Below are 25,004 nucleotides of genomic sequence, written 5' to 3'. Positions count from 1 at the left end.
TCGATTCGGCATCTGCACCTGTATATTAGGCCGGTTGTTACAGGATTGTGAAGTCCAATAAATTCAGAGGATAAAGGCAATTTGAAGAGTGTTGCCGATCAGCCGATCGGCACCATGTCACGGCGCATCCTCGTGGCGTAGTAGGCCCAGAAAAGCCGTGCCGCCACCGAGCGCCACGGCGACCAGACTGCCGCAAGCTCAGCAAGCGCCTTCGCCTGCGGCCGTGCGGCCAGACCGAATGCCGCCCCGACGGCATTCTGCAACGCGACATCGCCGGCCGGGAAAACATCGGCATGGCCGCCGCAAAACATCAGATAGACCTCTGCCGTCCACGGCCCGACGCCCTTCAGCGCGGTCAGTTCGCCAAGCGCCTCGCCCGGCGGCTTCAGGCAGAGCCCGGAGAGATCGAGACGGCCGGAGGCGACCGCTTCGGCGATCCGCGACAGCGTCTCGGCCTTGGCGCGCGATAGGCCGAATTCGCGCCACGCCTCGGCGTGAAGCAGTGCGTAACCTTCGGCCGTCAGCGAACCGTCCGCCGGCAGCATGCGCCGCCAGATCGCCTCGGCGCTGGCGCGCGACACCATCTGCGAGACGATGATATGGGCAAGACCGGCAAAGCCGGGCTCGCGCAACCTGAGCGGAATGGCCCCGGCCTCCGCGACGATCGGCGCAAGACGCGGATCGAGGCGAAGCAGCGCTTCGAGCCCCTGCCTGACGTCATCTTCGTTGCGGATGATCTGCACATTGCCTCGCAGTGGTTCAAAAGCCGAATCCATGGCAGAAGAAAGCATGACCACGAGTGAGCGTCAAAAACCTGTCTTTCGTTTTGCGCCGAGCCCCAACGGACCGTTGCATCTCGGACATGCCCTCTCGGCCCTTCTGAACCGCGACATGGCGGAGGCCGAACAAGCGCGCCTACTGCTGCGCATCGAGGATATCGACCAGACGCGCTGCACGCCCGAGTTCGAGGCCGGCATCCTCAGGGATCTCGAATGGCTTGATATCAGCTGGGAAAGCCCGGTGCGGCGCCAGTCGGAACATTTTCCCGAATATCAGGCAGCGTTGCACGAACTGATCGAGCGCGGACTGGTCTATCCGGCCTTCCTGACGCGCGGCGAGGTGAAGGCGCGCGTCGTCGCCTACGAGGCGGCGGGTGAATCCTGGCCGCGCGATCCCGACGGCACTCCGCATTATCCCGCAAGTGATCGCGAGCGTCCGGCAGACGAATGGCGGGACATGCTGACCTCGGGGAAGAAACATGCCTGGCGGCTCGATATGCGCAAAGCGCTCGACCTGATCGGCGAACTGCTGTTCTGGACGGAAACCGGCGACGGCAGGACAGGCGAGATTGCCGCAGAACCCGACGTCTGGGGCGACGTCATCCTGTCGCGCTCGGATGCGCCGTCGAGCTATCATCTTTCCGTGGTCGTCGACGATGCGCTGCAGGGCGTCACCCATGTCGTGCGCGGGCTCGACCTCTTCCACGCGACATCGGTGCACCGGCTGTTGCAGGTACTGCTCGGCCTGCCGCAGCCGGTCTATCACCATCACCGTCTCATTCTCGGCGCCGATGGCCGCAAGCTTTCGAAAAGCCAAGGCGACAGCGGACTTGGCGAATTGCGCGCCCAGGGCATGTCAGGGGCGGATATTCGCCGCCTTGTCGGGCTCTGACTGCCTTTCGACACGCTCTCTGCCGACGATCGACAGCGTGTGCGAAAACATCCGGAAGACGCGGAACTTGATCAGCGCTGCATTGATCTCCGCGCCGATGATGAAGATGACGCCGACCATATAGAGGAAGATCAGCACGATCATGACAGAGGCGAGGCCGGCATAGGTTGCCGTATAATTGGCGAAGGTCGCGAGATAATAGGCAAAGATCAGCGCGCCGGCGAGCCAGAGAAGCAGGGTCAGCAGCACCCCGGGAATGACGTCGAAGACCCGCCGCTTGCCGGCCGGCAGCCAGAGATGCATGACCAGCAGTCCGACGGTCAGAACCACCAGCGTGCCGTAGATGCGCCAGCTGAAGACGATGTCGAGCGTATCGGCAAACAGCGGAAACCATTTCCTCGAATAATCGAGCGCCAGCGGCAGGGCGACCAGCAGAATGCTGATCGCCGTGAAGATGATGACCGCGATCAACACGTAGCCCAGACTGGCGAGACGGGTGAAATACCAGGCCCGCGTTTCCTGCACCCGATAGGCGCGATTGAGCGAAATGCGCAGCGCCTCGACACCGTTCGAAGCGAAATATGCGGCCGCCAGCACCGAGATCGTCAGCAGCCCGCCGCGCGGAATGGTCAGCACCTGCAGCACCTGGTCGGCGAGCGGTTTGGCGATCGCCTCGGGCCAGGTGTCGAAGATCAGGTGGATGGCGGTCGAGGAAAATTGATCGGCGCCGAGGAAGCTTGCAAGCGCCGTACCGAAGATCAGGAAGGGGAAAACCGCAAGCAGGCTCGACAGCGCCACATGGCTTGCCATGGCGAAGCCGTCGTCCTCGACCATGTGACAGATCGCGTCATAGACCACGTCGTAGATCGTGCGCAGCACCTTGGGCATTCCGTCTCCGGCTTTCCAGATTGTATCCTCTGGCCGAATATGGGAAACGAGTCCCATTTTGTACAGGAATCATTCCATGGCGGGAGAGCGCACCATCGTCGTGACCGGATGTTCGTCCGGTATCGGCGCTCATTGCGCGCGGGCGCTGAAAGCCGATGGTTGGCGTGTCTTCGCGACGGTGCGCAAGCCGGACGATCTTTCGGGGCTGGAAGCAGAAGGCATCGAAGCCTTCCTGATGGACTATGCCAGGACCGAGACGATTTCCGACCTGGTCGGCGCGGTTCTGGAACGCAGCGGCGGTCGCATCGACGCCCTCTTCAATAACGGCGCCTATGGCCAGCCGGGCGCCGTCGAGGATCTGTCGACGGCAACGCTGCGCGCGCAGTTCGAGGCGAATTTCTTCGGCTGGCATGAACTGACGCGGCAGGTCATTCCGCCGATGCGCAAGCGTGGCCAAGGGCGGATCGTGCAATGCTCGTCGATCCTCGGCGTCGTCCCCTATCGCTATCGCGGCGCCTACACCGCGTCCAAGTTCGCGCTGGAAGGCCTCAGCATTACGCTCCGCATGGAGCTGCAGGGCAGCGGCATCCATGTCAGTCTGATCGAGCCGGGACCGATCGCCACGCGGTTCACCGCCAATGCGCTCGCAAAGATCAAGGAACATATCGATCTCGAGAATTCGCCGCACGCGGTCGATTACATCAGACAACTGGCGAGACTCGACGGATCGGGGCCGGTCAACCGCCATAAACTCGGCCCGGAAGCGGTCTATTCCGTGTTGAAACACGCATTGAACTCGAAAAATCCGAGGCCACATTATCCTGTAACGACTCCGGCTAAGCAGGGCATGTTCCTGAAGCGGCTGCTTCCGGCAGACCTCTTCTACCGCCTGATGCGCTGGACGGACTGACTGAGAAAGCTGAACGCCATGTCCACGGTCACCTATATCCTCGCGATCATCGTCATGGGCGTCGTCGCCCTCGTCCTGATCCGCGGTCTCTTCAACATGATGAAGGGCGGCGATCCCAACCGTTCCAACAAGCTGATGCAGCTTCGTGTGCTGTTGCAGGCGATCGCCGTCATCCTGATCATGGTGACGCTGTGGCTGACCGGCGGCGGCCGTCCGACGTGAGGGCTAATCTAACGGTAGAGGGATAAATATGGGCACTATCGCCTCCCCGAACTCCCTCATTCCTGTGCTTGTCACAGGAATCCAGCCATCGCGCGTCTACGCGGTGAATAACCAAATGCAACGTTCAAAAGAGTTTCCTGCGCCCAAAGACTTGGGCGCACTGGATTCCTGTGATGAGCACAGGAATGAGGGAGGGTGGAGTAACGTGGCCGCCCTCCCGACCGGCGGTGCGGCATGGTAAAACTCAACAAGATCTACACGAAAACAGGCGATGACGGCACGACCGGGCTGGTGTCCGGCCCGCGCCGGCTCAAAGACGATCTGCGCGTCGAGGCCTACGGTACGATCGACGAGGCCAATTCCGCGATCGGCCTGGCGCGGCTGCACACATCAGGCTTGCCCGAACTCGACGCCATGCTGATGTCGATCCAGAACGATCTCTTCGATCTCGGCGCCGATCTCGCTACCCCCGACACTGGTGAGCCGCCGGCCTACGAGCCCCTGCGGATCATCGAGACGCAGGTCGACCGCGTCGAGCGTGATATCGACCAGTTGAACGCCGGCCTGGAGCCGCTGAAATCCTTCATCCTGCCAGGCGGCAGTCCGGCCGCCGCCCATCTGCATCTTGCCCGCACGATTGCGCGCCGAGCCGAGCGTTTGATGGTGGCGCTTGCCCGCACCGACGGCGAAATCGTCGGCGAGCCGGCGATGAAATATGTCAACCGGCTCTCCGATTTCCTCTTCGTCGCCGCGCGTCATGCAAATGACCAGGGCCATGCGGATGTACTTTGGGTTCCGGGAAAAAACAGATAGGCTTGCCGCGTTCACGATCGCCGGGGGGCCTTTATGTTCATACCACTTCACGATGCCAATACGCTGAAACATATCAAGGTTCAGTGGGTGACGCTCGCACTGATCGCGCTGAATATCGCGGTCTGGCTTTTGACCAGCCTGGAGAGCGAACAGGCAGCCCAGGCGACGACTGTCGGGCTCGGCTACATCCCGGCGATTGCCTTCGGCCATGCGATGCTAGCGCAGGGGCTCGAAATCGTGCCGGAACCGCTGACCTACCTCACCTACGCCTTCGTCCATACCGGGTTTTGGCATTTGGCCGGCAACATGATCTTCCTCTGGGTCTTTGGCGACAATGTCGAGGATGCGATGGGGCATCTGCGCTTCCTGATCTTCTATCTCGTTTGCGCGGCCGCCGGCGCGCTCTGCCACGGCCTGCTGACCATGACCTCGGAAGCGCCGCTGGTCGGCGCATCGGGGGCGGTCTCCGGCGTCGTTGCCGCCTATGTCATGCTTCATCCGCGCGTCAGGGTCTGGGTGCTGGTGTTTTTCCGTGTGCCGTTGCCCTTGCCGGCCTTCGTGCCGCTGCTTTTGTGGATCGGGCAGCAGTTCTTCATGCTGGCGATTGCACCTGACGGCGACGTTTCCTGGGGCGCGCATGTTGGCGGCATCCTTGCCGGCGCTTTACTGATCCTGCTGTTGCGCCGGCCTGGTGTGCCGCTCTTCGACCGGCAGATCGTCACGCCCCGCGCCGTGAGGAACGACCCGGGCGCCGGCCCGGCCATCGCAGCCGGCACGGACGGGCGGACGGCGCAGCGATTTCCCTGGGGCCGCCGCTAACGACGATATTGACGTGAACGTAAACGTCCATATATTGCCGAGGCAAATCGCCTGCCGGCGTCATGCAAGCGTTGAATTTGGAGGAAAAACGCGTATCCATGTCGCCATTCGACAATCGGAGCGGCGTCCGAACGCGCATTTTCTAAAAAAGTCTCCGAAGCCAGTTTCTCCTGAAGGAAGGACCACATGAAGATACTCGTGCCAGTCAAACGGGTTGTCGACTACAACGTGAAGATCCGGGTGAAGCCGGACGGCACGGGTGTCGAGCTTGCCAATGTGAAGATGTCGATGAACCCGTTCGACGAGATCTCGGTGGAAGAGGCGCTGCGGCTGAAGGAAGCCGGCAAGTGCGAGGAAGTTGTGGTCGTCTCGATCGGTCCTAACAAGGCCGAGGAGACGCTGCGCACCGCCCTTGCCATGGGCGCCGACCGGGCGATCCTGGTCGAGACCGACGATCAAGTCGAGCCGCTCACCGTTGCCAAGATCTTGAAGGCTGTCGCCGATGCCGAACAGCCGGGGCTGATCATCGTCGGCAAGCAGGCGATCGATGACGACAGCAACCAGACCGGCCAGATGCTGGCAGCACTGCTCGGAACTGCCCAAGCGACCTTCGCCTCGAAGATCGAGATCGGTGATGGCAAGGCTCAGGTAACCCGCGAAGTCGATGGCGGCCTGCAGACGATCGAGATCAAGCTGCCGGCGGTGATCACCACCGATCTGCGCTTGAACGAACCGCGCTATGCCTCGCTGCCGAATATCATGAAGGCGAAGAAGAAGCCGCTCGACAAGAAGACGCCAAGCGACTTCGGCATCTCCACCACGCCGCGCCTGAAAGTCTTGAAGACCGAGGAGCCATCGGGCCGCAAGGCCGGCGTCAAGGTCAAGTCGGTCGCCGAATTGATCGACAAGCTCAAAAACGAAGCCGGCGTGCTGTAATCAGCTGGGAACAGGAGCCATCATCATGACTATTCTTCTTCTGGCTGACCACGACAATGCAAGCCTGTCTGATCAGACCGCCAAGACGCTGACGGCTGCCACCAAGATCGGCGGCGACGTGCATGTGCTCGTCGCCGGCAAGGCTGCCAAGGCTGCTGCCGAACAGGCGGCCAAGCTTGCCGGCGTCTCCAAGGTGCTGCTGGCCGAAAGCGACGAGCTGGCCAACAATCTGGCCGAGCCGCTGGCCGACCTGATCGTCTCGCTCTCCGGCAGCTACGACACGATCCTGTCTGCCGCCACCTCGGTCGGCAAGAATGTGCTGCCGCGCGTCGCCGCTCTTCTCGACGTCGCCCAGGTCTCCGAGATCATCGAGGTGATCTCGTCCGATACCTTCAAGCGGCCGATCTATGCCGGCAATGCCATCCAGACGGTACAGGCGACCGATGCCAAGAAGGTCATCACCGTGCGCACCGCTTCCTTTGCCTCTGCACCGGAAGGTGGTTCGGCGACCGTCGAGGCAATCTCGGCGGTTTCCGATCCGGGGCTTTCGACCTTCGTCAAGGACGCGGTGTCGGCCTCCGACCGTCCGGAGCTGACATCGGCGAAGATCATCATCTCCGGCGGCCGGGCACTCGGCTCGGCCGAGAAGTTCAGGGAAGTCATCCTGCCGCTTGCCGATAAGCTCGGTGCTGCCGTCGGCGCATCCAGAGCCGCCGTCGATGCCGGTTATGCGCCGAACGACTGGCAGGTCGGCCAGACCGGCAAGGTGGTGGCGCCGCAGCTCTACATTGCCTGCGGCATTTCAGGCGCCATCCAGCATCTGGCCGGCATGAAGGATTCGAAGGTCATCGTCGCCATCAACAAGGACGAGGAGGCGCCGATCTTCCAGGTCGCCGACTACGGACTGGTCGCCGATCTCTTCGACGCCCTGCCGGAATTGCAAAAGGCGCTCTGACCGCGTCAAATGCTTTTCTTTCGCACTTGCGAATGACTGGAAAATTATCTTTTATCGGGCTACTACTGCTGCCGGGCGATCCTTCGTCCGGCAGCATTGCTAGAAAAATGCGGCGGCGCGGGGGCGAATGCCGTGCGGGGGTTTGGAGATGAATGCGGTGTTGAAGAATATTGGTATTATCGGTGCCGGCCAGATGGGCTGCGGCATCGCGCATGTTTCGGCCGCCGCAGGTTACAGGGTTCACATTTACGATCTCTCGCAGGACCGCATCGAATCCGGTCTTGCCACCATCAACGGCAACCTGGCCCGCCTGGTGACGAACGGCAAGATGACCGAAGAGGAGCGCAAGTCGACCTTGTCGCTCATCACAGGCTCGTCCGATGTCAATGATCTCGCCCCCTCCGACCTCGTCATCGAGGCCGCCACCGAGGATGAAACGGTCAAGCGCAAGATCTATACCCAGGTCTGTCCGGTCCTGAAGCCGGAAGCACTGCTTGCCACCAACACCTCTTCCCTGTCCATCACCCGGCTTGCTGCCGCCACCGACCGCCCCGAGCGCTTCATGGGCATACATTTCATGAACCCGGTGCCGGTGATGAAGCTGGTTGAACTGGTGCGCGGCATCGCCACCGACGAGAAGACCTTTTCCGCCGCCAAGCAATTCGTCGGCACGCTGGAAAAGACCATCACCGTCGCCGAGGATTTCCCGGCCTTCATCGTCAACCGCATCCTGCTGCCGATGATCAACGAAGCGATCTACACGCTCTATGAGGGCGTCGGCACGGTCGACGCCATCGATACGGCGATGAAGCTCGGCGCCAACCATCCGATGGGACCGCTGCAGCTTGCCGATTTCATCGGCCTCGACACCTGCCTCTCGATCATGCAGGTGCTGCATGACGGCCTGGCGGACTCGAAATATCGTCCCTGCCCGCTGCTGGTGAAATATGTCGAAGCCGGCTGGCTCGGACGCAAGTCCGGCCGCGGCTTCTATGACTATCGCGGTGAAGTGCCGGTCCCGACGCGGTAAACTTCTGCTGCTCGAAGCATCCTCATCAGCGCCCGCGGCGCTACGACCCGATCGCGCCCTTGATCAGCGCCTTGGCATCCTCGCTGTCCCAGGCAGCCGGCCCGTTCATTGCTGAAATCAGGCATCCCTTGTCATCGATCAACAGCGTCACCGGCAGCCCCATGGCGAGGCCCTCTTTCTTCAGATTGTTGAACACCGAAATCGTATTGTCGCGATAGAGCTGCAGCGCATCGACGCCGATCTCCGCAAGGAAGGTCTTCGGCTTCTCGTCGTCGCCGCTATCGATATTGACCGGCACCACCTGGAACCTGTCGCTGCCCATCTCCTTCTCAAGCGCGTTCAGCGCCGGCATCTCCTCGCGGCACGGAACGCACCATGTCGCCCAGAGATTGAGAAGCACGGTCTTGCCGGCGAAATGATCGAGCGTCAGCGGCTTGCCATCCGGCCCGTTGAAGGAGACCGCGGTCAGCTTGCGCGGCTCGTAGGCGGCGACCATCGCGGCCACCTGTCCCTTCATCAGCGGCGTGACGCTGGCGACGCGATCCCTCGCAAGCTTGCATTCGGCCGACGCCGTTTCGCCGCCGCCATTGCCAATCCCCGTCTCCTTCACGTATACCGCTGCCGCACCGGCAACGACACCCGCAACGGCGGCCATCGCGATCCATTTCAGGGATGGCAGCCCGAGGGGTTTTCTTGTCGTCATTTCATTCTCCTGGACATGCATCCTCAAGGCGGACACCTTCATGGCCGACGACACCACGGACACCAAATCCTCCAACCAGATGTGGGGCGGTCGCTTCGCCTCCGGCCCGGACGCGATCATGGAGGAGATAAATGCCTCGATCGGTTTCGACAAGAAGCTATTCGCGCAGGATATTCGCGGTTCGATTGCCCATGCGACGATGCTCGCCCATCAGGGGATCATTTCCGCCGAAGATAAGGACAAGATCGTTCACGGGCTAAACACGATCCTGTCAGAGATCGAAAGCGGCAATTTCGAATTCTCGCGTCAGCTCGAAGATATCCATATGAATGTCGAAGCACGCCTGGCGACATTGATCGGACCGGCGGCCGGCCGGTTGCACACCGCCCGGTCGCGCAATGATCAGGTGGCGCTCGACTTCCGTCTCTGGGTGAAGGAAGAGCTGCAGAAGACCGAGCAGATGCTGACCGGCCTGATCGCGGCTTTCCTCGACCGCGCCGAAGAACATGCCGAAAGCGTCATGCCGGGCTTCACCCATCTGCAGGCAGCCCAGCCCGTTACCTTCGGCCATCACTGCATGGCCTATGTCGAAATGTTCGGCCGCGATCGCTCGCGTGTGCGCCACGCCATCGAGCATCTGGATGAAAGCCCGATCGGTGCCGCCGCACTTGCCGGCACCGGCTATCCGATCGACCGCCACATGACGGCCAAGGCGCTCGGTTTCCGCGAGCCGACCCGCAACTCCATCGATACGGTCTCCGACCGCGATTTCGCCATCGAATTCCTGTCGATCGCGGCGATTGCGGGCATGCATCTGTCGCGTCTGGCGGAAGAGATCGTCATCTGGTCGACCCCGCAATTCGGTTTCGTGCGTCTCTCCGACGCCTTCTCGACCGGCTCGTCGATCATGCCGCAGAAGAAGAACCCGGATGCGGCCGAACTGGTGCGCGCCAAGACCGGCCGCATCAACGGCTCGCTGGTGGCGCTGTTGACGATCATGAAGGGCCTGCCGCTCGCCTATTCCAAGGACATGCAGGAAGACAAGGAACAGGTCTTCGACGCCGCCGAGAGTCTGGAACTGGCAATTGCCGCCATGACCGGCATGGTGCGCGATATGACCGTCAATACCGCGCGCATGAAGGCGGCGGCCGGCTCCGGCTATTCGACGGCGACCGATCTTGCCGACTGGCTGGTACGTGAAGCGGGCCTTCCCTTCCGCGACGCCCATCACGTCACTGGCCGCGCCGTCGCACTCGCCGAAAGCAAAGGCTGCGACCTTGCCGAGCTGCCGCTCTCCGATCTGCAGGCGATCCATGCCGCGATCACCGACAAGGTCTACGACGTGCTGACCGTCGAGGCCTCGGTCGCCAGTCGCAAGAGCTTCGGCGGCACCGCGCCGTCCGAAGTGCGCAGGCAGATCGCCTTCTGGCGCGCCCGCAACTAAGAGATACCAGGCGTGGCGAAAAACCGCCGCGCCCTTCCTGCGGAGCGCGCAAAGACCGCCAACAATCAGGGTGCACAAGGCGGATAAACTTCGCTATGAAGATGTCCATTATTCGATATGAATGATGCCATCACATGCCGCAGAAGAGGATATTCATGAAGAGCTTGCCGCACCTCGTCCGCCTGACGGCGGTTCTCGCCGTCATCGGCCTTGCCGTTGCCGGATGCGGGCGCAAGGGCGACCTCGATCCGCCGAGCGCTGCGGCAACCAAGGAAGGCGACGTTTCCAAGCCGACGAAACGGCCGGGAACCGTCGACAAGCCCTTCCTTCTCGATCCCCTTCTTTAAGGCATAAACCCGTGAACCATTTCGAGTACCGCGACGGCGTCCTTCATGCGGAGAACGTCCCCGTTCCCGAGATCGCCAAGGCGGTCGGCACCCCTTTCTACGTCTACTCCACCGCGACGCTGGAGCGCCATTACCGCGTCTTTTCGGAAGCCTTCGCCGACATGGACTCCATGGTCTGCTATGCGATGAAGGCGAATTCGAACCAGGCGGTGCTGAAGACGCTGGGCCGCCTCGGCGCCGGCATCGACGTCGTCTCGGAGGGAGAGCTGCGCCGCGCGCTTGCCGCCGACATCCCGGCAAATCGCATCATGTTCTCAGGTGTCGGCAAGACCCCATCCGAGATGGATTTCGCTCTCGAAGCCGGCATTTACTGTTTCAACGTCGAATCCGAGCCTGAACTCGAGATCCTCAATCAGCGCGCCGTCAGCGCGGGCAAGAAAGCGCCGGTCTCCTTCCGCATCAACCCTGATGTCGATGCAAAGACGCATTCCAAGATCTCGACCGGCAAGAAGGAAAACAAGTTCGGCATCTCCTGGGAGCGCGCCCGCGCCATCTATGCCCATGCCGCCAAGCTGCCGGGCATCGAGGTCACCGGCATCGACATGCATATCGGCAGCCAGATCACCGAATTGCAGCCCTTCGACGACGCCTTCAAGCTGCTGCACGACCTTGTCGCGACGCTGCGCGCCGACGGCCACACCATCCATCACGTCGATATCGGCGGCGGCCTCGGCATCCCCTACAAGGACGACAACAATCCGCCGCCGCTGCCGGACGCCTATGCGGCAATCGTCAAGAACCAGCTGCGCGGTCTAAACTGCAAGATCATCACCGAACCCGGACGCCTGATCGTCGGCAATGCCGGCATCCTCGTGACCGAAGTATTGTATGTGAAGGATGGCGGCGAAAAAACCTTCGTCATCGTCGACGGCGCGATGAACGATCTCATCCGCCCGACGCTCTACGAGGCCTATCACGAGATCCGGCCGGTAACGATTTCGGCGGCCAACGCCCCCCGCATCCGCGCCGATGTTGTCGGCCCCGTCTGCGAGACTGGCGACTATCTGGCGCTCGACCGCGAGATGGCGATGCCGAAGCCCGGCGACCTGGTGGCCGTCAGCAGCGCCGGCGCCTATGGCGCGGTCCAGGCCGGCACCTATAACAGCCGCCTGCTGGTGCCCGAAGTTCTGGTCAGGGGCAGCGATTTCCACACGATTCGACCGCGCAGAACCTATGCCGAACTGATCAGCCTCGACTCCGTTCCGGCCTGGCTCGACTAGTGCATGATGCCGAAAAGTGTGAGCGGTTTTCGGACGACATCATGCTCTCACTATAGAATGTAGAACAGGATTCAGATTTTAGGCCGACCCGGCCTAAAATCATCCTGTTCTAGCGCATCGGCCCGAAAATCGGGATCGATTTTCGCGCAAAAGTGGGCAGCGATTTTGCGACTACCACATGCGTAAAACGAAGATTTAAAGCGCGCGAAGCAATCTGAAAGATCGCGACGCGCTTTAAGTCGCCATCACTTTTTGGCGAATAAACGTGAAAAGCCGGTATTGCCGGCCGCTCGCCCTCGCCTTCGCCACAAAGAGTGTTATCCTTTCGTTCATGAGCGTATTGCCCTGCAATCGCCGGAAGCGCCCTCTGTTCCAGAACGCCAGATCGCGGAGACCGGACCGATGACAAGCCCCTCGCGGCAGAAGAAAGGCGCATTTGCCTATCGTCCCTCGCTTGCCCGGCTGGTGACGACGAAACGACTGCTGGCGCGAATCGTGCTCTTTTTCGAGCAACTGCTGCCGCCTTTGATGCCGGTACTGTCCGTCATCGCCTTTTATCTCTCTGCCTCCTGGTTCGGCGTCTTCCGCAGCGTGCCGGACTGGCTGCGCATCTTGCTGCTGATTGCCTTTGCTGGCGCTTTTCTCGTCTCGCTCCTCCCCTTCCGCACCCTGCGCTGGCCGAGGGTTGCAGAAGCCGACCGCATGCTGGAAGAGCGCAACGGCCTGCCGCACCAGCCGGTCACCGTTCAGGAAGACGAGCCGGCCTTCGATACGCCCTTCGGCCGGGCGCTCTGGCGTGAGCACCAGACGCGCATGGCCGAAAAGATCGCAGCGCTCGATGCCGGACTGCCGCGGCCTGATATCGCCGCGCATGACCGTTTCGCGCTGCGCGCCGTCCCGGCGCTGCTGCTCGTCACGGCCTTCGGTTATTCGCTGTCGATCAACGGCGGCTCGATCCGCGACGCGTTGCAGGCAGCACCCGAGCAGGTGGTCAGCGATCCGGCAGTGCGCATTGACGCCTGGGTGACGCCGCCTTCCTATACCGGCCGCGCCCCGATCTATCTGACGGCTGACGGCAGCGAGCAGGCGCCGATCGGCATTCCGCAGTTTTCAGGCCTCACTGTCCGCGTCAGCGGCGGAAAGACGGCGGAAAAAGTCGTGTTCCGCAAGGCGAACGGCGAGGCACAGGATATCGCCGTGCAGGCCGATACCAAGCCGCAGCAGACCGCGGCATCAGCCAGCGAGCAGCCGACGGCGGCACCAGCCAGCCAGGCTCTCATCGCGCAGACGCATATGATGAAGCTTCAGGAGAACGGTGCACTCGAGGTCAATGGCCGGCGCTGGAGCTTCGACGTGCTCCCCGACAAGGCCCCGGAGATTGCCTTTGACGGCCTGCCGAAGCCCAGCGTCAACGGCGCGCTCGAAATCGGTTTCACCGTCAAGGACGATTACGGCGTCCAGGAAGCGCATGCGGAGATCGTTCCCGTCGAAACAGACCCGACCGCAACGCCGCTCTATCCGCTGCCGGAGTACCGGCTGGATGTCCCCCGCCGCAACGCCCGCGACGCCAAGGGTGTGACCAGCCGGAACCTGACCGAACATCCGCTTGCCGGCAAGCGCGTGCGCATCACCCTCGTCGCCAAGGATGCCGCCGGCCAGACCGGCCGCAGCCCACCGCATGAGATGGTGCTGCCGTCGCGGCCCTTCAACGAGCCGCTTGCCGCGGCCGTCGCCGAGGAGCGGCAGGTTTTCGCGCTCGATACCCGCAAGATGCCGCAGGCGATCGCCCTGAACGAGGCGCTGACCATCCGCCCCGAGGAGACGATCCCCAAGCTCACCAACTATCTGCTGCTCGAATCCGCCTTGGCTCGCATGAAGCTCGCAAAGGGTGAGGATGCGCTGAAGGATACGGCCCAATATCTCTGGGAGATCGCCCTCGGCATGGAGGACGGCGATCTCTCGCTTGCCGAGCGCAAGCTGCGCGAAGCCCAGCAGAAGCTTGCCGACGCGCTGGACCGCAACGCTCCCGACGCGGAGATCAAGAAGCTGATGGACGAGCTGCGCAAGGCGATGCAGGACTATATGACCGAGCTTGCAGAGCGCATGCAGAACGCGCCGATGCAACCGAACCAGAATGCGCAGAATATCCTGCGCCAGCAGGATCTGGAACGGATGATGGACCAGATCGAGAATCTCGCCCGCTCCGGCAATCGTGACGCGGCCCAGCAGATGCTGTCGGAATTGCAGCGGATGATGAACAACCTGCAGGCGGGCCGCCCGCAGCGCGGTCAGCAGGGCCAGGAAAACAGCGAAGCCCGCAAACAGATCGACAAGCTCGGCGAGATCCTGCGCGACCAGCAGAAGCTGATGGAACAGACCTTCCGGCTCGACCAGCAGCTCAGGGACCGCATGCAGCGCGGCGAGCCTGACATGGGCGAAAACGATCCGCTGCTCGACGAGATGAATCCCGGAGAGAACGGCGAGCCACAGGACCAGCAGCAGGGCCAGCAAGGCAAGGAAGGCCAGCAGCCCTCCGACCAGATGACGGCCGAGCAGCTGCGGGAGGCGCTGAAACAGCTGCGCGCCCAGCAGGATGCGCTGGGCAAGCAGCTCGGCGAATTGCAGAAGAGCCTCGGCGAGATGGGCATGAAGCCCGGCCCGGGCTTCCGCCAGGCGCAGCGTGAGATGGAAGGCGCCGGCCGTGAACTCGGCCAGGGCCGCGGCCAGCCGGCCGTCGAGGGCCAGGGCCGCGCGCTCGAAGCACTTCGCCAGGGCGCCCGCGACATGATGAACCAGATGATGCAGGCGCAGCAGGGCCAGCAAGGTCAAGGTCCGAACGGCCAGGTTGGCCAGGGCGACCAGAACGGCCGCGACCCGCTCGGCCGGCCACGCCGGACCCAGGGACCTGAATTTGGCGACAACGTGAAGGTGCCTGACGAAATCGACGTTCAGCGGGCGCGAGAAATCCTTGACGCGATCCGCGAAAAGCTTGGCAACAATCCGCCGCAGGAAATGGAACGGCGCTATCTCGAGCGGCTGCTGGACATCCAGTAGGTCCTACTCCACCACATAATGGATCGCAGTCGCTCTAACAGAATGATTTTAGGCCGGATCGGCCTAAAATCTAAATCCGGATATCAATCGAGGAAGGTGAGCACCATCTCGTCCGACGACCGCTCACACCTTTCGGCATTAAGCCCTAGGCGACGAGCGCCCGGGCAACAGCCTTGCGGATATCGGGAAGCGCGAATGGTTTGGCAACGACATCGATGATCTTTTCGGCAAGATCGTCGGCTCGTTCGCGCTGTTCGGCATAACCGGTCATCAGCAGGATCTTCAGACCCGGAAAAGCGTCTTTTGCCTGATGGGCGAGTTCAATGCCGTCCATCACGGGCATGCGGATATCTGAAAGCAGCAGATCGTAGACCCCGTCCTTGAGCTTCTCCAAGCCCTCGGCCCCATCGGCCGCCTCATCGGTCTCGTGGCCATCAAGCCGCAGGGCCCGGGCCACGAAGGACCGCAGGGAGTCCTCGTCTTCCGTAATCAGAATTCTTGCCATATGTGCATCGCTCCGTATCAGCCCCGCGACGGAAATCACCAGACTTTCCTTTTCGATCGGTAAAGATGGTGAAGCGATGGACGAGATGGTTAACAACCCGTCTTGAAGGCAACAGCTCAGGCGTCCCCGGTAACCACGCCGACGAAGGGCAGTTCGCGAAAGGCATAGGCGACATCCATGCCGTAGCCGACGACAAAATAGTCGGGGCATTCGAAGCCGACATAGTCGGCCTCCAGCTTTTCCTTGCGCTTGACGCGCTTGTCGAGCAGCACGGCGATCGTGACGTTGCGCGCGCCACGTTCGAACAGCAGCTCCTTGGCAAAGAGCAGCGTCCGGCCGGATTCGAGGATATCGTCGATCAGCAGGACGTCGCGGCCATGCACGTCGCTGTCGATATCCTTGACGATGCGCACGCCCTGAGAAACCGTGCCGATGCCGTAACTCGACAGGGTGATGAACTCGACCTCCGGGGCAAGCCCGCTATCATGCAGGGCACGGATCAGGTCGGCGGCGAAGATGAAGGAGCCCTTGAGCACGGCGATGACCAGCAGGTCCTTGGTCGGGCCGCTGGCGATCTCCCGCGCCATCGAATGATTGCGCTCGGCGATCTGCTCGGCGGTGAAGAGCGGCTCGATGTTTTTTCCGCGCACGACAGGCATAAGGGCTTGCTCCATGAAAAGAAGGGTAAGCCGTTAGCACATATGCGAGCCTGAAACAGCCTCGCCGGCTATGAAATTAACGCGATTGGCGCGACCTGCGACGCGAAAATCGGCAATCCATGTCCTGTTACGTCTGCGGCAGGAAGGAAAGCCGGACCTCCGGCATTTTTCCGCCGGCATGCTGGACGCGCGCCGAGAAGCCCCGGCTCTGGCCGCCATAGATCACATCGGCTGGCGGGTTGATGACGATGCTTGCGGTCAACCGTTCGTCGGTCACGAGATCGGCACGGATCGGATGCACCGTCTGCGTCGTGCCGCTCTCGTTTTCGATGATGCCGTTGATGACGAGCACGCGCATGCCGTTCGCATCACGCGGCGTCACCGTGACATGGGTGAAATGCAGCGATGCGCCGGAAGTGGCTCGCTCCCCGGAAAGGCCGGAAAAACCACCCGCAAGCCCGAAGACGAGCACGACGAGCGCCAGCACCAGCGCTGCGAAGCTCCGCATCGACGCGCGCTGCAGCCAGGATTCCACGGTCTGCAGAACGGAAGCAGCCATTGCCGGCATGAACGGCGGCGGTGCGGCGTTTGCGGCAGCCATACGCTTGCGGTTGTCGTTATAGGTCCTTGCATTGAATTCCCTGGGCCGAACTTTGCCGAGGGTGACGAATTCGGCGTCGGAGATATCGGCAGGACGCGCCGAGCGGTACCGACGGTTGGTGGGTTCCGGCGGCAGGAAATCATAGGCCTGGCCCGTCCGGCGACTGAAGGAGGATGCTTCCATGGTGGCTGCCTCGCAGATGTCCACATGGTTTCGCTGCCAGGGGAAATCTTGGCATTGAAACGAATCCTGCTCAGTCGTAAATTTTAATGGTTAATGCTTCGCAAAGATCGCCATCAAACGGGCGTCTTTCCAGCAAAATTTACCGGCTGTTAACGGTGTTGGTTAACAAGTCGTGCGGTGAAACCCACAACAGACTGAGCTGCCCGTTGATCCACTTCGAGAATGTCGGTTTGCGTTATGGCATGGGCCCGGAAATCCTCCGGGACCTGACCTTTGACATTCCGAAGAAATCCTTTCAGTTCCTGACTGGTCCATCGGGCGCCGGCAAGACGTCGTTGCTGCGGATGCTTTTCATGTCGCTGCAGCCGACGCGCGGCTTGATCCGCATGTTCGGGCGCGACATTTCCGAAATCCCCCGCCCCGAACTGCCGCTTCTGCGCCGCCGCGTCGGCATCGTCTTCCAGGATTTCCGCCTCCTCGACCATCTCACCACCTATGAGAATGTCGCTTTGCCCTTACGGGTGCGCGGCAAGGATGAGAGCTCCTACAAGACCGACGTCCTGGAACTTTTGAAATGGGTCGGCCTCGGCGAACGCATCAACGTGCTGCCGCCCGTACTCTCCGGCGGCGAGAAGCAGCGCGCCGCAATCGCCCGGGCGTTGATGGATCGGCCGGAAGTGCTGCTGGCCGACGAACCCACAGGCAATGTCGACCCGCCGATGGCAAAGCGCCTACTCAACCTTTTCCTCGAGCTGAACCGCCTCGGCACGGCAGTCGTGATCGCCACGCATGACCTGGCGCTGATGGAGCAGGTGGAAGCCCGCCGCATGATCCTCTCAGAGGGGCATCTCGATATTTATGACTGAGCCCCCGTCCAGAAACCCCGAGAAGGCGTCTGCCAAGACCCAGCAGAAGCGGCCAGAATTGCGCGTGCGTCCGACCGCGCCGATCCTGCCGCCTTCCAACATCCAGGGCAGCGCCTTGATGGTGGTGATATCAATCATGGCCTTTCTCGCCTGCCTGACGCTCGGCGGCGTCAGCATGGTGCGCTCGACGGCGGCCAGCTGGGAGAGCCAGATCTCGCGCGAGATTACCATCCAGATCAAGCCGGACGACAATCTCGACATGGAAAAGGCGCTGACCCAGGCGCGCGATCTCGCGCTGACCTTCGTCGGCACCAAGAGTGGCCAGATCGTCGATGAGGCGGCGACCGCTCGCCTGCTCGAACCCTGGCTCGGCCCTGGTCTCGATCTCAAGGATCTGCCCGTTCCCCGCCTCGTCATCATCACCATCGACGAGAGCAATCCACCGGATTTCGATTCGATGCGGGCGCTGCTGAAGGAAAGCATTCCGCAGGCCACCCTTGACGATCACCGCACCTGGGTCGACCGGTTGGTGTCCATGGCGCACACGACTGTGATGATCGGCACCGGCATCCTGCTCCTGGTTTTCACGGCGATGGTGCTCACTGTCGTCTTCGCCACGCGCGGCGCGTTGTCGGGCAATCGTCACGTCGTCGAGGTGCTGCATTTCGTCGGCGCCGAAAGCTCCTTCGTCGCCACCGAATTCCAGAAGCATTTCCTGAAGATCAGCCTCAAGGGCTCGGCGATCGGCAGCGCGCTTGCCGCCCTCTTCTTCGCCACCGCCGGTTTCTGGCAAAGCCGCACCCTCGCCACCCCCGAAACGGACCAGGCGACCGCGCTCTTTGGCACCTTCTCCGTCGGCGTGCTCGGTTATGCCGGCATCTTCGCAACGATGATCGTCATCGCGCTGCTCACCACCTTCACCGCCCGGCTCACCGTCATGCGGACGATCTACGAAATCGATACGCTACGCTCGGACCCGACACGCACGGACGGCATCGGAAGTTGATCGTGACCGTGCCGTTTTGCCATGAAAGCGTCTGTTCCGCGCCGCAATCAGCGTATAATCACGATTCATGACGATGGGACACACGACACCCAACCCGATTCATCAGGACCCGGAGCTTGATCGCCCGGCGGGTCTGCCGCCGCGGCGTGGGCCGATCCGCCGCCTGCTGCGCTGGGGCGGCTTTGGCTGCCTGCTGGTAATCGCCCTGGTGTTCGGCGGCTTTCTGCGTTTTGCCGATTCGGTGACGACACTCAGGCCGCCGGCCGAGCCTAAAGCGGATGCCATTGTGGTATTGACGGGTGGTTACCAGCGCATCGACCAGGCCGTGGAGCTGCTGCAGAAGGGTGCCGGCAAGCGCCTGCTCATTTCCGGCGCCCACCCGACGACGACACCGGCACAGATCCGCAAGATGACGCAGGGTTCGGCCGATCTCTTCTCCTGCTGTGTCGATATCGGCTACGATGCGATCGACACGATCGGCAATGCCGAGGAAGCTTCGAACTGGATCCACGCCAAGGGATACCGCAGCGTTCTGATCGTCACCAACAACTACCACATGCCGCGAAGCCTCGCCGAGCTCTCCTATGTCGATCCCGACATCGAGTTCATCGCTTATCCCGTGGTCAACTCGGATTTGAAGAGCCGCAACTGGTTCACCGACCCGAATGCGATGCGCGTCATGCTGGCCGAATATGTGAAAGTGCTGCTGACTGGCGCCCGCAACATCACCGGCTTCGGCCGCCACACTGGCTTGCGCTCGGCAAGTGCGTCCGGCCAAGAATAGAGCGCCGCGCTTCGATAGGACGCGCAAGGACGGTCCATCCCTTTGAAAGTCGCGCATAATCCCTTGCGAAAATCGATTCCGACTTTCGGGGTCATGCGCTATCTTCTTGTTTTTGCGCAATTCCGGACGCAAAACCGCTGCGCACTTTTGCTGGAATTGCTCCAGGCTTTTACATCAAGGCAGCATCAAACGCTTTTTATGGCGGGCAATATCGTGTAGGCCGGTCGCGTGAGCATGCCTCGGGAAAGTTTCATGATCGCCCTGCGTTCCGTTCTCTTCAACACGATCTTCTACGCCAACCTCATCATCCGGATGATTGTGCTCTCGCCCTACTATTTCGTGGTGCCGCGCAAGATCGCCTATGCGATCCCGAAGAACTGGGCGCGCTCCAACCACTGGCTGATGCGGGTGATCGTCGGCACCACCTTCGAGATCGAGGGCCTGGAGAACCTGCCTGACGGCAGTTACATCCTGGCGCCGAAGCATCAGTCCTTCTGGGATACCTACGCACTGCTGCCCTGGCTGAAGGATCCGGTTTATATCCTGAAGCGCGAACTGATGTGGATTCCGCTCTTCGGCTGGTATGCGAAGAAACAGCGCATGATCCCGGTCGATCGCGGCGCCCGCGGCAAGGTGATGGTGGAAGTGCTGAAACGCACGAAGGAAGAGCTTTCGACCGGCCGCCAGCTCATCATCTATCCGGAGGGCACCCGCCGCCCGCCGGGCGCAGAACCGCTCTATAAATACGGCATCGCCCGCATGTACCGCGATCTTAACCTCCCCGTCGTGCCGGTCGCCATGCATCCCGGCCTCTTCTGGCCGCGACGGAGCATTCGTCGTTATCCCGGCCATTTCAAGGTGAGGATCCTGCCGCCGATCATGCCGGGAATGGATCCGGACGCCTTTTTTACCCATCTGATCGAGGTATCGGAGCGGGCAAGCGACGAGCTCCTGCTCGAAACCGTCGAGCGAAATCCGCATCTGCCGCTCCCGCCGACGGCGGTCGAAAGGCTGGTCGAGTTGCGCAAGCTGAACGCGGCAACTGGCTGAGATCAGGCGGCGCGTAGCCGCTCCACTTCGTTGACGACCTGCTCCAGCCAATGGTCGCGAATGCCCATCTGCTTCAGATGCGTCAGCGTGTTGAAGACATAGGCGTCATTCGGACCAGACTGGCCTTTTGCTTCGTTCACCACGCGCGCCGCCGCCAGCGCATCGAGCGCGCCGGCATATTGTTCATGCTCGCGGTCGATGATGTAGGCGACCGCCTCCACCCGGCGCCGTCCGGCAAGCTGCAGCCGCACCCGGCGCTCCAGGTAGACATTGGTGACCAGCTCGCGGGCGCGGAGATAATCGATCACCTCATCCCATTTTTCCGGCGAAATGCGGAAAGCCATGCCGCGGCAGGCGCCACCCCTGTCGAGGCCGAGAACCAGGCCCGGATTGTCGCGGGAGCCACGATGGACAAAGGAGCGGACGCAGAGCGAACGCCTGTAGCCGTAGACCAGGGCCTCTGCCCGCTCCATGAACTCGAAGCCCGGATTCCACATCAGCGAACCGTAGCCAAATACCCAAAATTCGTCCATATCGCACGCCAGACCGGGAATCACATTTGCGATTCACCATTGGAGAACATCATGGCAGCGTCAAGCCAATCCGGCAGCGGTAAGAAATTCTGGTTGCTGGGTGGAGGCGTCCTCCTGGTGATTGCGCTTTATACCGGCGGCTGGTTCTATGCGGCCTCGGCGCTGAAGAACACAGTGCTGAAAGCGATCGCGCCGCGCGATCAGGCAGGCGTCAGCGGCGAATGCTCCGATATCGAATTCCGCGGCTATCCCTTCCGTATCGGTCTGTTCTGCTCGAAGATTGACGTCGACGACAATGTCAACGGCGTCTCCGCCACCTTCGGCGCACTGCGTTCGGCAGCCCAGGTCTATGCGCCCGGCAATATCGTCTGGGAACTCGATTCGCCGGCCGAAATCCGCACCAGCAACGGCCTTTCGATCTCGGCCCAATGGACGGACCTGCAGGCAAGTCTTGCAACCAGGCTGCAGGGCGTCGACCGCAGCTCGACCGTCATCGAAGGTCTGAAGGCGATGGCCGTCTCCTCCTACACCGGCCAGACCATGAGCTTCGATGCCGCTCGCACCGAAATCCATCTGCGCCAGAATGGTGCCGATCTCGACGGTGCGATTTCCGTGCAGGACGCCAACGCGGCGATCAAGGACTGGCCGCAGATCTTCCCGAAATTGTCTGCCAGCATCGATCTGACCGTCGCCGGCAAGGCCGGCCTGATCGACGGCAGTGACCGGAACGGCCTCAATGGTGCCACCGGCGACCTGCGCCGCATCGTCGCCGACATCGGCGACGGCAAGGTGATGACGCTCACCGGCCCCTTCTCCTTCGATGAGCAGGGCTTGCTCTCGGGAAAATTCAAGCTGGAGATCGAACAGCTCGGTCCTTGGGGGGACAGCCTGAAACAGGCCTTTCCGGATATCGCCTCGACCGTCAATACGGCGACCAAGCTCTTGAAGGCGCTTGCCGGCGGCGGCGACAAAGTCTCTGTCGATCTCGTCGTCGATCGCGGCAATGCCACCGTCAGCGGTTTCATCCCGCTCGGCCGGATTCCGCCGATCTGATGCATCCCCCCAAAAGTGTCCAGAGGTTTCTGGGATAACGGGATGCATAGGAAAGGCCTGAAGCGCGTCGCATGATTCCGGCTCGACGCGAGGCGCTTCAGGCGATTCGCTTGATGAAGAAGACTTCCGGCACCGATTGCAGGTCGGGCAGCTCGATCGCACCGGTTTCGGAAAATCCGTTGCGGCGATGCCAGTCCTGAGGCCGGCTTTCGTCGCATTCGCTCGACGTCATCAGCAGGCGGGCGCCGTCGCCGCGCATAGCGTCTTCCCAGGCGAGAAACAGCGCCGTGCCGACGCCCGACCGGCGGTGACCGGGCAGGACGCGGATCATTTCCATATAGGGAACCCTGCCCCAGAAGCGGGAAAAGCGCAGGAAACCGACAATCTCATCGGCCTCCCTGGCAACCAGATATTCGCCGAGCGCGACGCAGCGCGATACCCATGCCGCACCGGCGCTAGCATCCTCGCGCGCCAGCCAGTCGATATCCGCCCGGCCGGCACGTGCCACCTCCACCATCGCCGCGGCTACTTCTTGTCTAGCGCATGGCGGCCGAAATCCGGCGCGTCGACATCCTGGCCAGCCTGGACGATCGAACGGCGGATGGCGCGCGTGCGGGTGAAGAGTTCGAATATCTTGTCGCCCTCGCCCCAGCGGATGGCGCGCTGCAGATAGGCGAGATCCTCCGAGAACCGTGCCAGCATTTCGAGGATCGCATCGCGGTTATGCAGGCAGACGTCGCGCCACATCGTCGGGTCGGAGGCAGCAAGGCGGGTGAAATCGCGAAAGCCGGAGGCGGAATATTTGATGACTTCCGATTCCGTCACCGTCTCCAGATCGTCGGCGGTGCCGACGATATTGTAGGCGATGATATGCGGCAGGTGTGAGACGATGGCGAGCACCTTGTCGTGATGCTCGGCATCCATCTCGTCGACTTTCGAGCCCAGCGCTTCCCAGAAGCTGCGAAGCCGCTTCAGCGCCGTCTCATCGGTGCCGGCGACCGGCGTGAAAATGCACCAGCGACCTTCGAAGAGGCCGGGAAAGCCGGCATCCGGGCCGGATTTCTCGGTGCCGGCCAGCGGATGGCCGGGGATAAAATGCACATTATCAGGCATATGCGGCAGCATCTGCGCAATGACAGAAGCCTTTGTCGAACCGACATCGGTGACGATGGCCCCGGGCTTCAGGTTTCCCGAGATCTCCTTCGCCACACTTTCCGAAGCGCCGACCGGCACCGAGACGATCACCAGATCGGCATCCGTGACGGCATCCTGCGACGACGCCGTATAGTGATCGCCGAGGCCAAGCTCTTCCGCGCGCTTCAGCGTATCGGGGCTGCGTGTGGCGACGACGATCTCCCTCGCAAGGCCAAGCCGCCTGATGTCATAGGCGAGCGACGATCCGATCAGGCCGATGCCGATCAGCGCGATACGATCGAACTGCACGCTCATGGCTGATGACCCATGAATTCGGTGAGCGCGGCAATCACGCCGCGATTGGCCTCCTCGGGGCCAATGCTCATGCGCAGCGCATTGGCGAAGCCATAACCGCGCACGGCGCGCAGGATGTAACCGCGGCTCGTCAGCAAATCGTCGGCATCCGCGGCGCGCTTACCGTCGATCTCGGGGAAATGGATGAGGACGAAATTGGCGACGGACGGCGTCACCTTCAGCCCGATCGCTTCGAGCGCCTGGGTCAGCGTCTCCACCCACATCTGGTTGAAGGAGACGGCCTGCTGGATGAAGGCCTGATCGCGGATGGCAGCGGCTGCGGCGGCGATTGCCGGTGCGTTCAAGTTGAACGGCGCGCGCACGCGGTTCAGCGCGTCGACGATCTCGGCGGGCGCATACATCCAGCCGACGCGCAGCGCCGCAAGACCATAGGCCTTCGAGAAGGTGCGGGTCATCACCACGTTGGCATTGGAGGATACGACCTCGATGCCGGCTTCATAATCGTTGCGGCGCACATATTCGGCGTAAGCCGCATCGAGCACCAGGACGACATGTTTCGGCAGTCCGGCCTGCAGGCGGCGGATCTCGCTGACGGAAACATAGGTGCCGGTCGGATTGCCGGGATTGGCGATGAAGACGATCTTCGTCTTCTCCGTCACCGCGGCAAGGATCGCATCGACATCGACGGTATAGTCCTTCTCCTTGACGACGACAGGCGTGGCGCCTGCGCCCAGGATCTGGATCTTGTAGACGAGGAAGCCGTGCTCGGTGATGATGCCCTCATCGCCGGCGCCGAGATAGACATGGCAGAGCAGGCCGAGCAGCTCGTCCGAACCGTTGCCGCAGAGGATGTTTGCCGGATTGAGACCGTGCACGGCGGCGATCGCCTCGCGCAGTTCGATCGCCTGCCCGTCGGGATAACGCCCCAGATTGTCGGCAACCGTCTTGAAGGCCTCAATTGCCTTCGGGCTGGCGCCGAGCGGCGTTTCGTTGGACGAGAGCTTGTAGACACGGGCAACACCCGGCGCATGTTCCTTGCCCGGCACATAGGCTGCGATATCGAGAATACCGGGACGCGGAACGGGCTTGCTCATCTCAACGCTCATGGGTTCGACCTTGGAATTGCCGGTAAATCCGGGCTGAAAAACACCAAGTGGCATTAAAGCGGAATGCGATTGTTGTCGAGAGCTATGGGCGTGACACAAGCAGTTGGACACCGCCGGGAGCGACGTCAGCTCCCGCA

27 protein-coding genes are annotated in these 25,004 nt (G+C 61.8%); 17 read left to right on the top strand and 10 right to left on the bottom strand.

Annotated elements, in window-relative coordinates:
• Positions 1-98: 98 nt before the first annotated feature.
• Positions 99-791 carry a DNA-3-methyladenine glycosylase family protein gene (locus FFM53_RS15490; RefSeq protein WP_138389586.1) on the bottom strand — a complete coding sequence of 231 codons (693 nt, stop codon included), beginning with the start codon at positions 789-791 and terminating at the stop codon, positions 99-101.
• On the opposite strand from FFM53_RS15490, the gene gluQRS reads away from it, so the two are divergent.
• Complete coding sequence (gene gluQRS / locus FFM53_RS15485) at positions 790-1,671, top strand: tRNA glutamyl-Q(34) synthetase GluQRS (protein WP_138389566.1); 882 nt, start codon at positions 790-792, stop codon at positions 1,669-1,671. The genes FFM53_RS15490 and gluQRS overlap by 2 nt on opposite strands.
• Here gluQRS and FFM53_RS15480 read toward each other — a convergent pair.
• Complete coding sequence (locus FFM53_RS15480) at positions 1,636-2,559, bottom strand: YihY/virulence factor BrkB family protein (RefSeq protein ID WP_003543284.1); 924 nt, start codon at positions 2,557-2,559, stop codon at positions 1,636-1,638. The two genes, gluQRS and FFM53_RS15480, sit on opposite strands and share 36 nt — an antisense overlap.
• Before the next feature lie 76 nt (positions 2,560-2,635).
• Here FFM53_RS15480 and FFM53_RS15475 point away from each other — a divergent pair, with 76 nt between their 5' ends.
• The 7 genes from FFM53_RS15475 to FFM53_RS15445 all read left to right on the top strand — a co-directional run bounded on the left by FFM53_RS15475 (position 2,636) and on the right by FFM53_RS15445 (position 8,244).
• Positions 2,636-3,469 (top strand): SDR family oxidoreductase, encoded by an 834-nt coding sequence (locus tag FFM53_RS15475; RefSeq protein ID WP_138389565.1) that lies wholly within the window; start codon positions 2,636-2,638, stop codon positions 3,467-3,469.
• A gap of 18 nt (positions 3,470-3,487) precedes the next feature.
• Entirely contained in the window at positions 3,488-3,691 is a 204-nt protein-coding gene (locus tag FFM53_RS15470; RefSeq protein WP_012759165.1) for a twin transmembrane helix small protein, read from the top strand.
• A gap of 234 nt (positions 3,692-3,925) precedes the next feature.
• The gene (locus FFM53_RS15465) at positions 3,926-4,504 is read left to right on the top strand and encodes a cob(I)yrinic acid a,c-diamide adenosyltransferase (protein ID WP_138331686.1); all 579 of its coding nucleotides are present in this window, start codon (positions 3,926-3,928) and stop codon (positions 4,502-4,504) included.
• A gap of 33 nt (positions 4,505-4,537) precedes the next feature.
• Complete coding sequence (locus FFM53_RS15460; protein ID WP_138389563.1) at positions 4,538-5,323, top strand: rhomboid family intramembrane serine protease; 786 nt, start codon at positions 4,538-4,540, stop codon at positions 5,321-5,323.
• A gap of 186 nt (positions 5,324-5,509) precedes the next feature.
• The gene (locus FFM53_RS15455; protein WP_138389561.1) at positions 5,510-6,259 is read left to right on the top strand and encodes an electron transfer flavoprotein subunit beta/FixA family protein; all 750 of its coding nucleotides are present in this window, start codon (positions 5,510-5,512) and stop codon (positions 6,257-6,259) included.
• A 25-nt stretch (positions 6,260-6,284) separates the two neighbouring features.
• The gene (locus FFM53_RS15450; protein ID WP_138389560.1) at positions 6,285-7,214 is read left to right on the top strand and encodes an electron transfer flavoprotein subunit alpha/FixB family protein; all 930 of its coding nucleotides are present in this window, start codon (positions 6,285-6,287) and stop codon (positions 7,212-7,214) included.
• Positions 7,215-7,362: 148 nt separating this feature from the next.
• Entirely contained in the window at positions 7,363-8,244 is an 882-nt protein-coding gene (locus FFM53_RS15445; RefSeq protein WP_012759170.1) for a 3-hydroxybutyryl-CoA dehydrogenase, read from the top strand.
• Between the two features lie 40 nt (positions 8,245-8,284).
• On the opposite strand, the gene tlpA is transcribed toward FFM53_RS15445, so the two are convergent.
• Positions 8,285-8,947, bottom strand: coding sequence for a thiol:disulfide interchange protein TlpA (gene tlpA / locus FFM53_RS15440; protein WP_138389559.1), 663 nt, complete (start codon positions 8,945-8,947; stop codon positions 8,285-8,287).
• Between the two features lie 40 nt (positions 8,948-8,987).
• Between tlpA and argH the strand changes: the two genes are divergently transcribed.
• From argH to FFM53_RS15420, 4 genes are all read left to right on the top strand, one after another.
• Complete coding sequence (gene argH, locus FFM53_RS15435) at positions 8,988-10,391, top strand: argininosuccinate lyase (RefSeq protein WP_138331692.1); 1,404 nt, start codon at positions 8,988-8,990, stop codon at positions 10,389-10,391.
• A gap of 134 nt (positions 10,392-10,525) precedes the next feature.
• Positions 10,526-10,738, top strand: a complete 213-nt coding sequence (gene lptM / locus FFM53_RS15430; protein WP_138389558.1) for an LPS translocon maturation chaperone LptM — start codon at positions 10,526-10,528, stop codon at positions 10,736-10,738.
• Between the two features lie 11 nt (positions 10,739-10,749).
• A complete protein-coding gene (gene lysA / locus FFM53_RS15425) occupies positions 10,750-12,018 on the top strand; it encodes a diaminopimelate decarboxylase (RefSeq protein WP_138331694.1) in 1,269 nt (422 codons plus the stop codon).
• Positions 12,019-12,420: 402 nt separating this feature from the next.
• The gene (locus FFM53_RS15420) at positions 12,421-15,072 is read left to right on the top strand and encodes a TIGR02302 family protein (RefSeq protein ID WP_138389557.1); all 2,652 of its coding nucleotides are present in this window, start codon (positions 12,421-12,423) and stop codon (positions 15,070-15,072) included.
• A gap of 145 nt (positions 15,073-15,217) precedes the next feature.
• Here FFM53_RS15420 and FFM53_RS15415 read toward each other — a convergent pair whose 3' ends face one another.
• From FFM53_RS15415 to FFM53_RS15405, 3 genes are all read right to left on the bottom strand, one after another.
• Positions 15,218-15,577 carry a response regulator gene (locus FFM53_RS15415; protein ID WP_003543311.1) on the bottom strand — a complete coding sequence of 120 codons (360 nt, stop codon included), beginning with the start codon at positions 15,575-15,577 and terminating at the stop codon, positions 15,218-15,220.
• A 116-nt stretch (positions 15,578-15,693) separates the two neighbouring features.
• Positions 15,694-16,236, bottom strand: coding sequence for a hypoxanthine phosphoribosyltransferase (gene hpt, locus FFM53_RS15410; protein WP_003543314.1), 543 nt, complete (start codon positions 16,234-16,236; stop codon positions 15,694-15,696).
• A 127-nt stretch (positions 16,237-16,363) separates the two neighbouring features.
• The gene (locus tag FFM53_RS15405; RefSeq protein WP_138389556.1) at positions 16,364-17,020 is read right to left on the bottom strand and encodes a hypothetical protein; all 657 of its coding nucleotides are present in this window, start codon (positions 17,018-17,020) and stop codon (positions 16,364-16,366) included.
• Positions 17,021-17,226: 206 nt separating this feature from the next.
• Between FFM53_RS15405 and ftsE the strand changes: the two genes are divergently transcribed.
• The 4 genes from ftsE to FFM53_RS15385 all read left to right on the top strand — a co-directional run bounded on the left by ftsE (position 17,227) and on the right by FFM53_RS15385 (position 20,726).
• Positions 17,227-17,886, top strand: a complete 660-nt coding sequence (ftsE, locus tag FFM53_RS15400; protein WP_003543317.1) for a cell division ATP-binding protein FtsE — start codon at positions 17,227-17,229, stop codon at positions 17,884-17,886.
• Positions 17,879-18,892, top strand: coding sequence for a cell division protein FtsX (locus FFM53_RS15395; protein WP_011653715.1), 1,014 nt, complete (start codon positions 17,879-17,881; stop codon positions 18,890-18,892). The genes ftsE and FFM53_RS15395 overlap by 8 nt, the downstream gene beginning before the upstream one ends.
• Positions 18,893-18,965: 73 nt before the next feature.
• Positions 18,966-19,676 (top strand): YdcF family protein, encoded by a 711-nt coding sequence (locus FFM53_RS15390; protein WP_138331697.1) that lies wholly within the window; start codon positions 18,966-18,968, stop codon positions 19,674-19,676.
• A 252-nt stretch (positions 19,677-19,928) separates the two neighbouring features.
• Positions 19,929-20,726: a lysophospholipid acyltransferase family protein gene (locus FFM53_RS15385; RefSeq protein WP_138331698.1), complete on the top strand. Its 798-nt coding sequence runs from the start codon at positions 19,929-19,931 to the stop codon at positions 20,724-20,726.
• 2 nt (positions 20,727-20,728) lie between these two features.
• Here FFM53_RS15385 and FFM53_RS15380 read toward each other — a convergent pair whose 3' ends face one another.
• Positions 20,729-21,259, bottom strand: coding sequence for a gamma-glutamylcyclotransferase (locus tag FFM53_RS15380; protein ID WP_138331699.1), 531 nt, complete (start codon positions 21,257-21,259; stop codon positions 20,729-20,731).
• A gap of 51 nt (positions 21,260-21,310) precedes the next feature.
• On the opposite strand from FFM53_RS15380, the gene FFM53_RS15375 reads away from it, so the two are divergent.
• Positions 21,311-22,312, top strand: a complete 1,002-nt coding sequence (locus FFM53_RS15375) for a DUF2125 domain-containing protein (RefSeq protein WP_062941176.1) — start codon at positions 21,311-21,313, stop codon at positions 22,310-22,312.
• 97 nt (positions 22,313-22,409) lie between these two features.
• On the opposite strand, the gene FFM53_RS15370 is transcribed toward FFM53_RS15375, so the two are convergent.
• Genes FFM53_RS15370 through hisC form a run of 3 tightly spaced genes read right to left on the bottom strand, consistent with a single transcriptional unit; the run spans position 22,410 to position 24,855 of the window.
• Positions 22,410-22,829, bottom strand: coding sequence for a GNAT family N-acetyltransferase (locus FFM53_RS15370; protein WP_138389555.1), 420 nt, complete (start codon positions 22,827-22,829; stop codon positions 22,410-22,412).
• Between the two features lie 8 nt (positions 22,830-22,837).
• The gene (locus FFM53_RS15365) at positions 22,838-23,761 is read right to left on the bottom strand and encodes a prephenate/arogenate dehydrogenase family protein (protein WP_138389554.1); all 924 of its coding nucleotides are present in this window, start codon (positions 23,759-23,761) and stop codon (positions 22,838-22,840) included.
• Positions 23,758-24,855, bottom strand: a complete 1,098-nt coding sequence (gene hisC / locus FFM53_RS15360; protein ID WP_171600146.1) for a histidinol-phosphate transaminase — start codon at positions 24,853-24,855, stop codon at positions 23,758-23,760. The genes FFM53_RS15365 and hisC overlap by 4 nt, the downstream gene beginning before the upstream one ends.
• Positions 24,856-25,004: the final 149 nt, after the last annotated feature.

It is taken from the genome of Rhizobium indicum, assembly GCF_005862305.2.
GTDB lineage: Bacteria > Pseudomonadota > Alphaproteobacteria > Rhizobiales > Rhizobiaceae > Rhizobium > Rhizobium indicum.
Note: the sequence above shows the minus strand (reverse complement) of the source record. Positions and strands in the feature narration are given on the sequence as shown.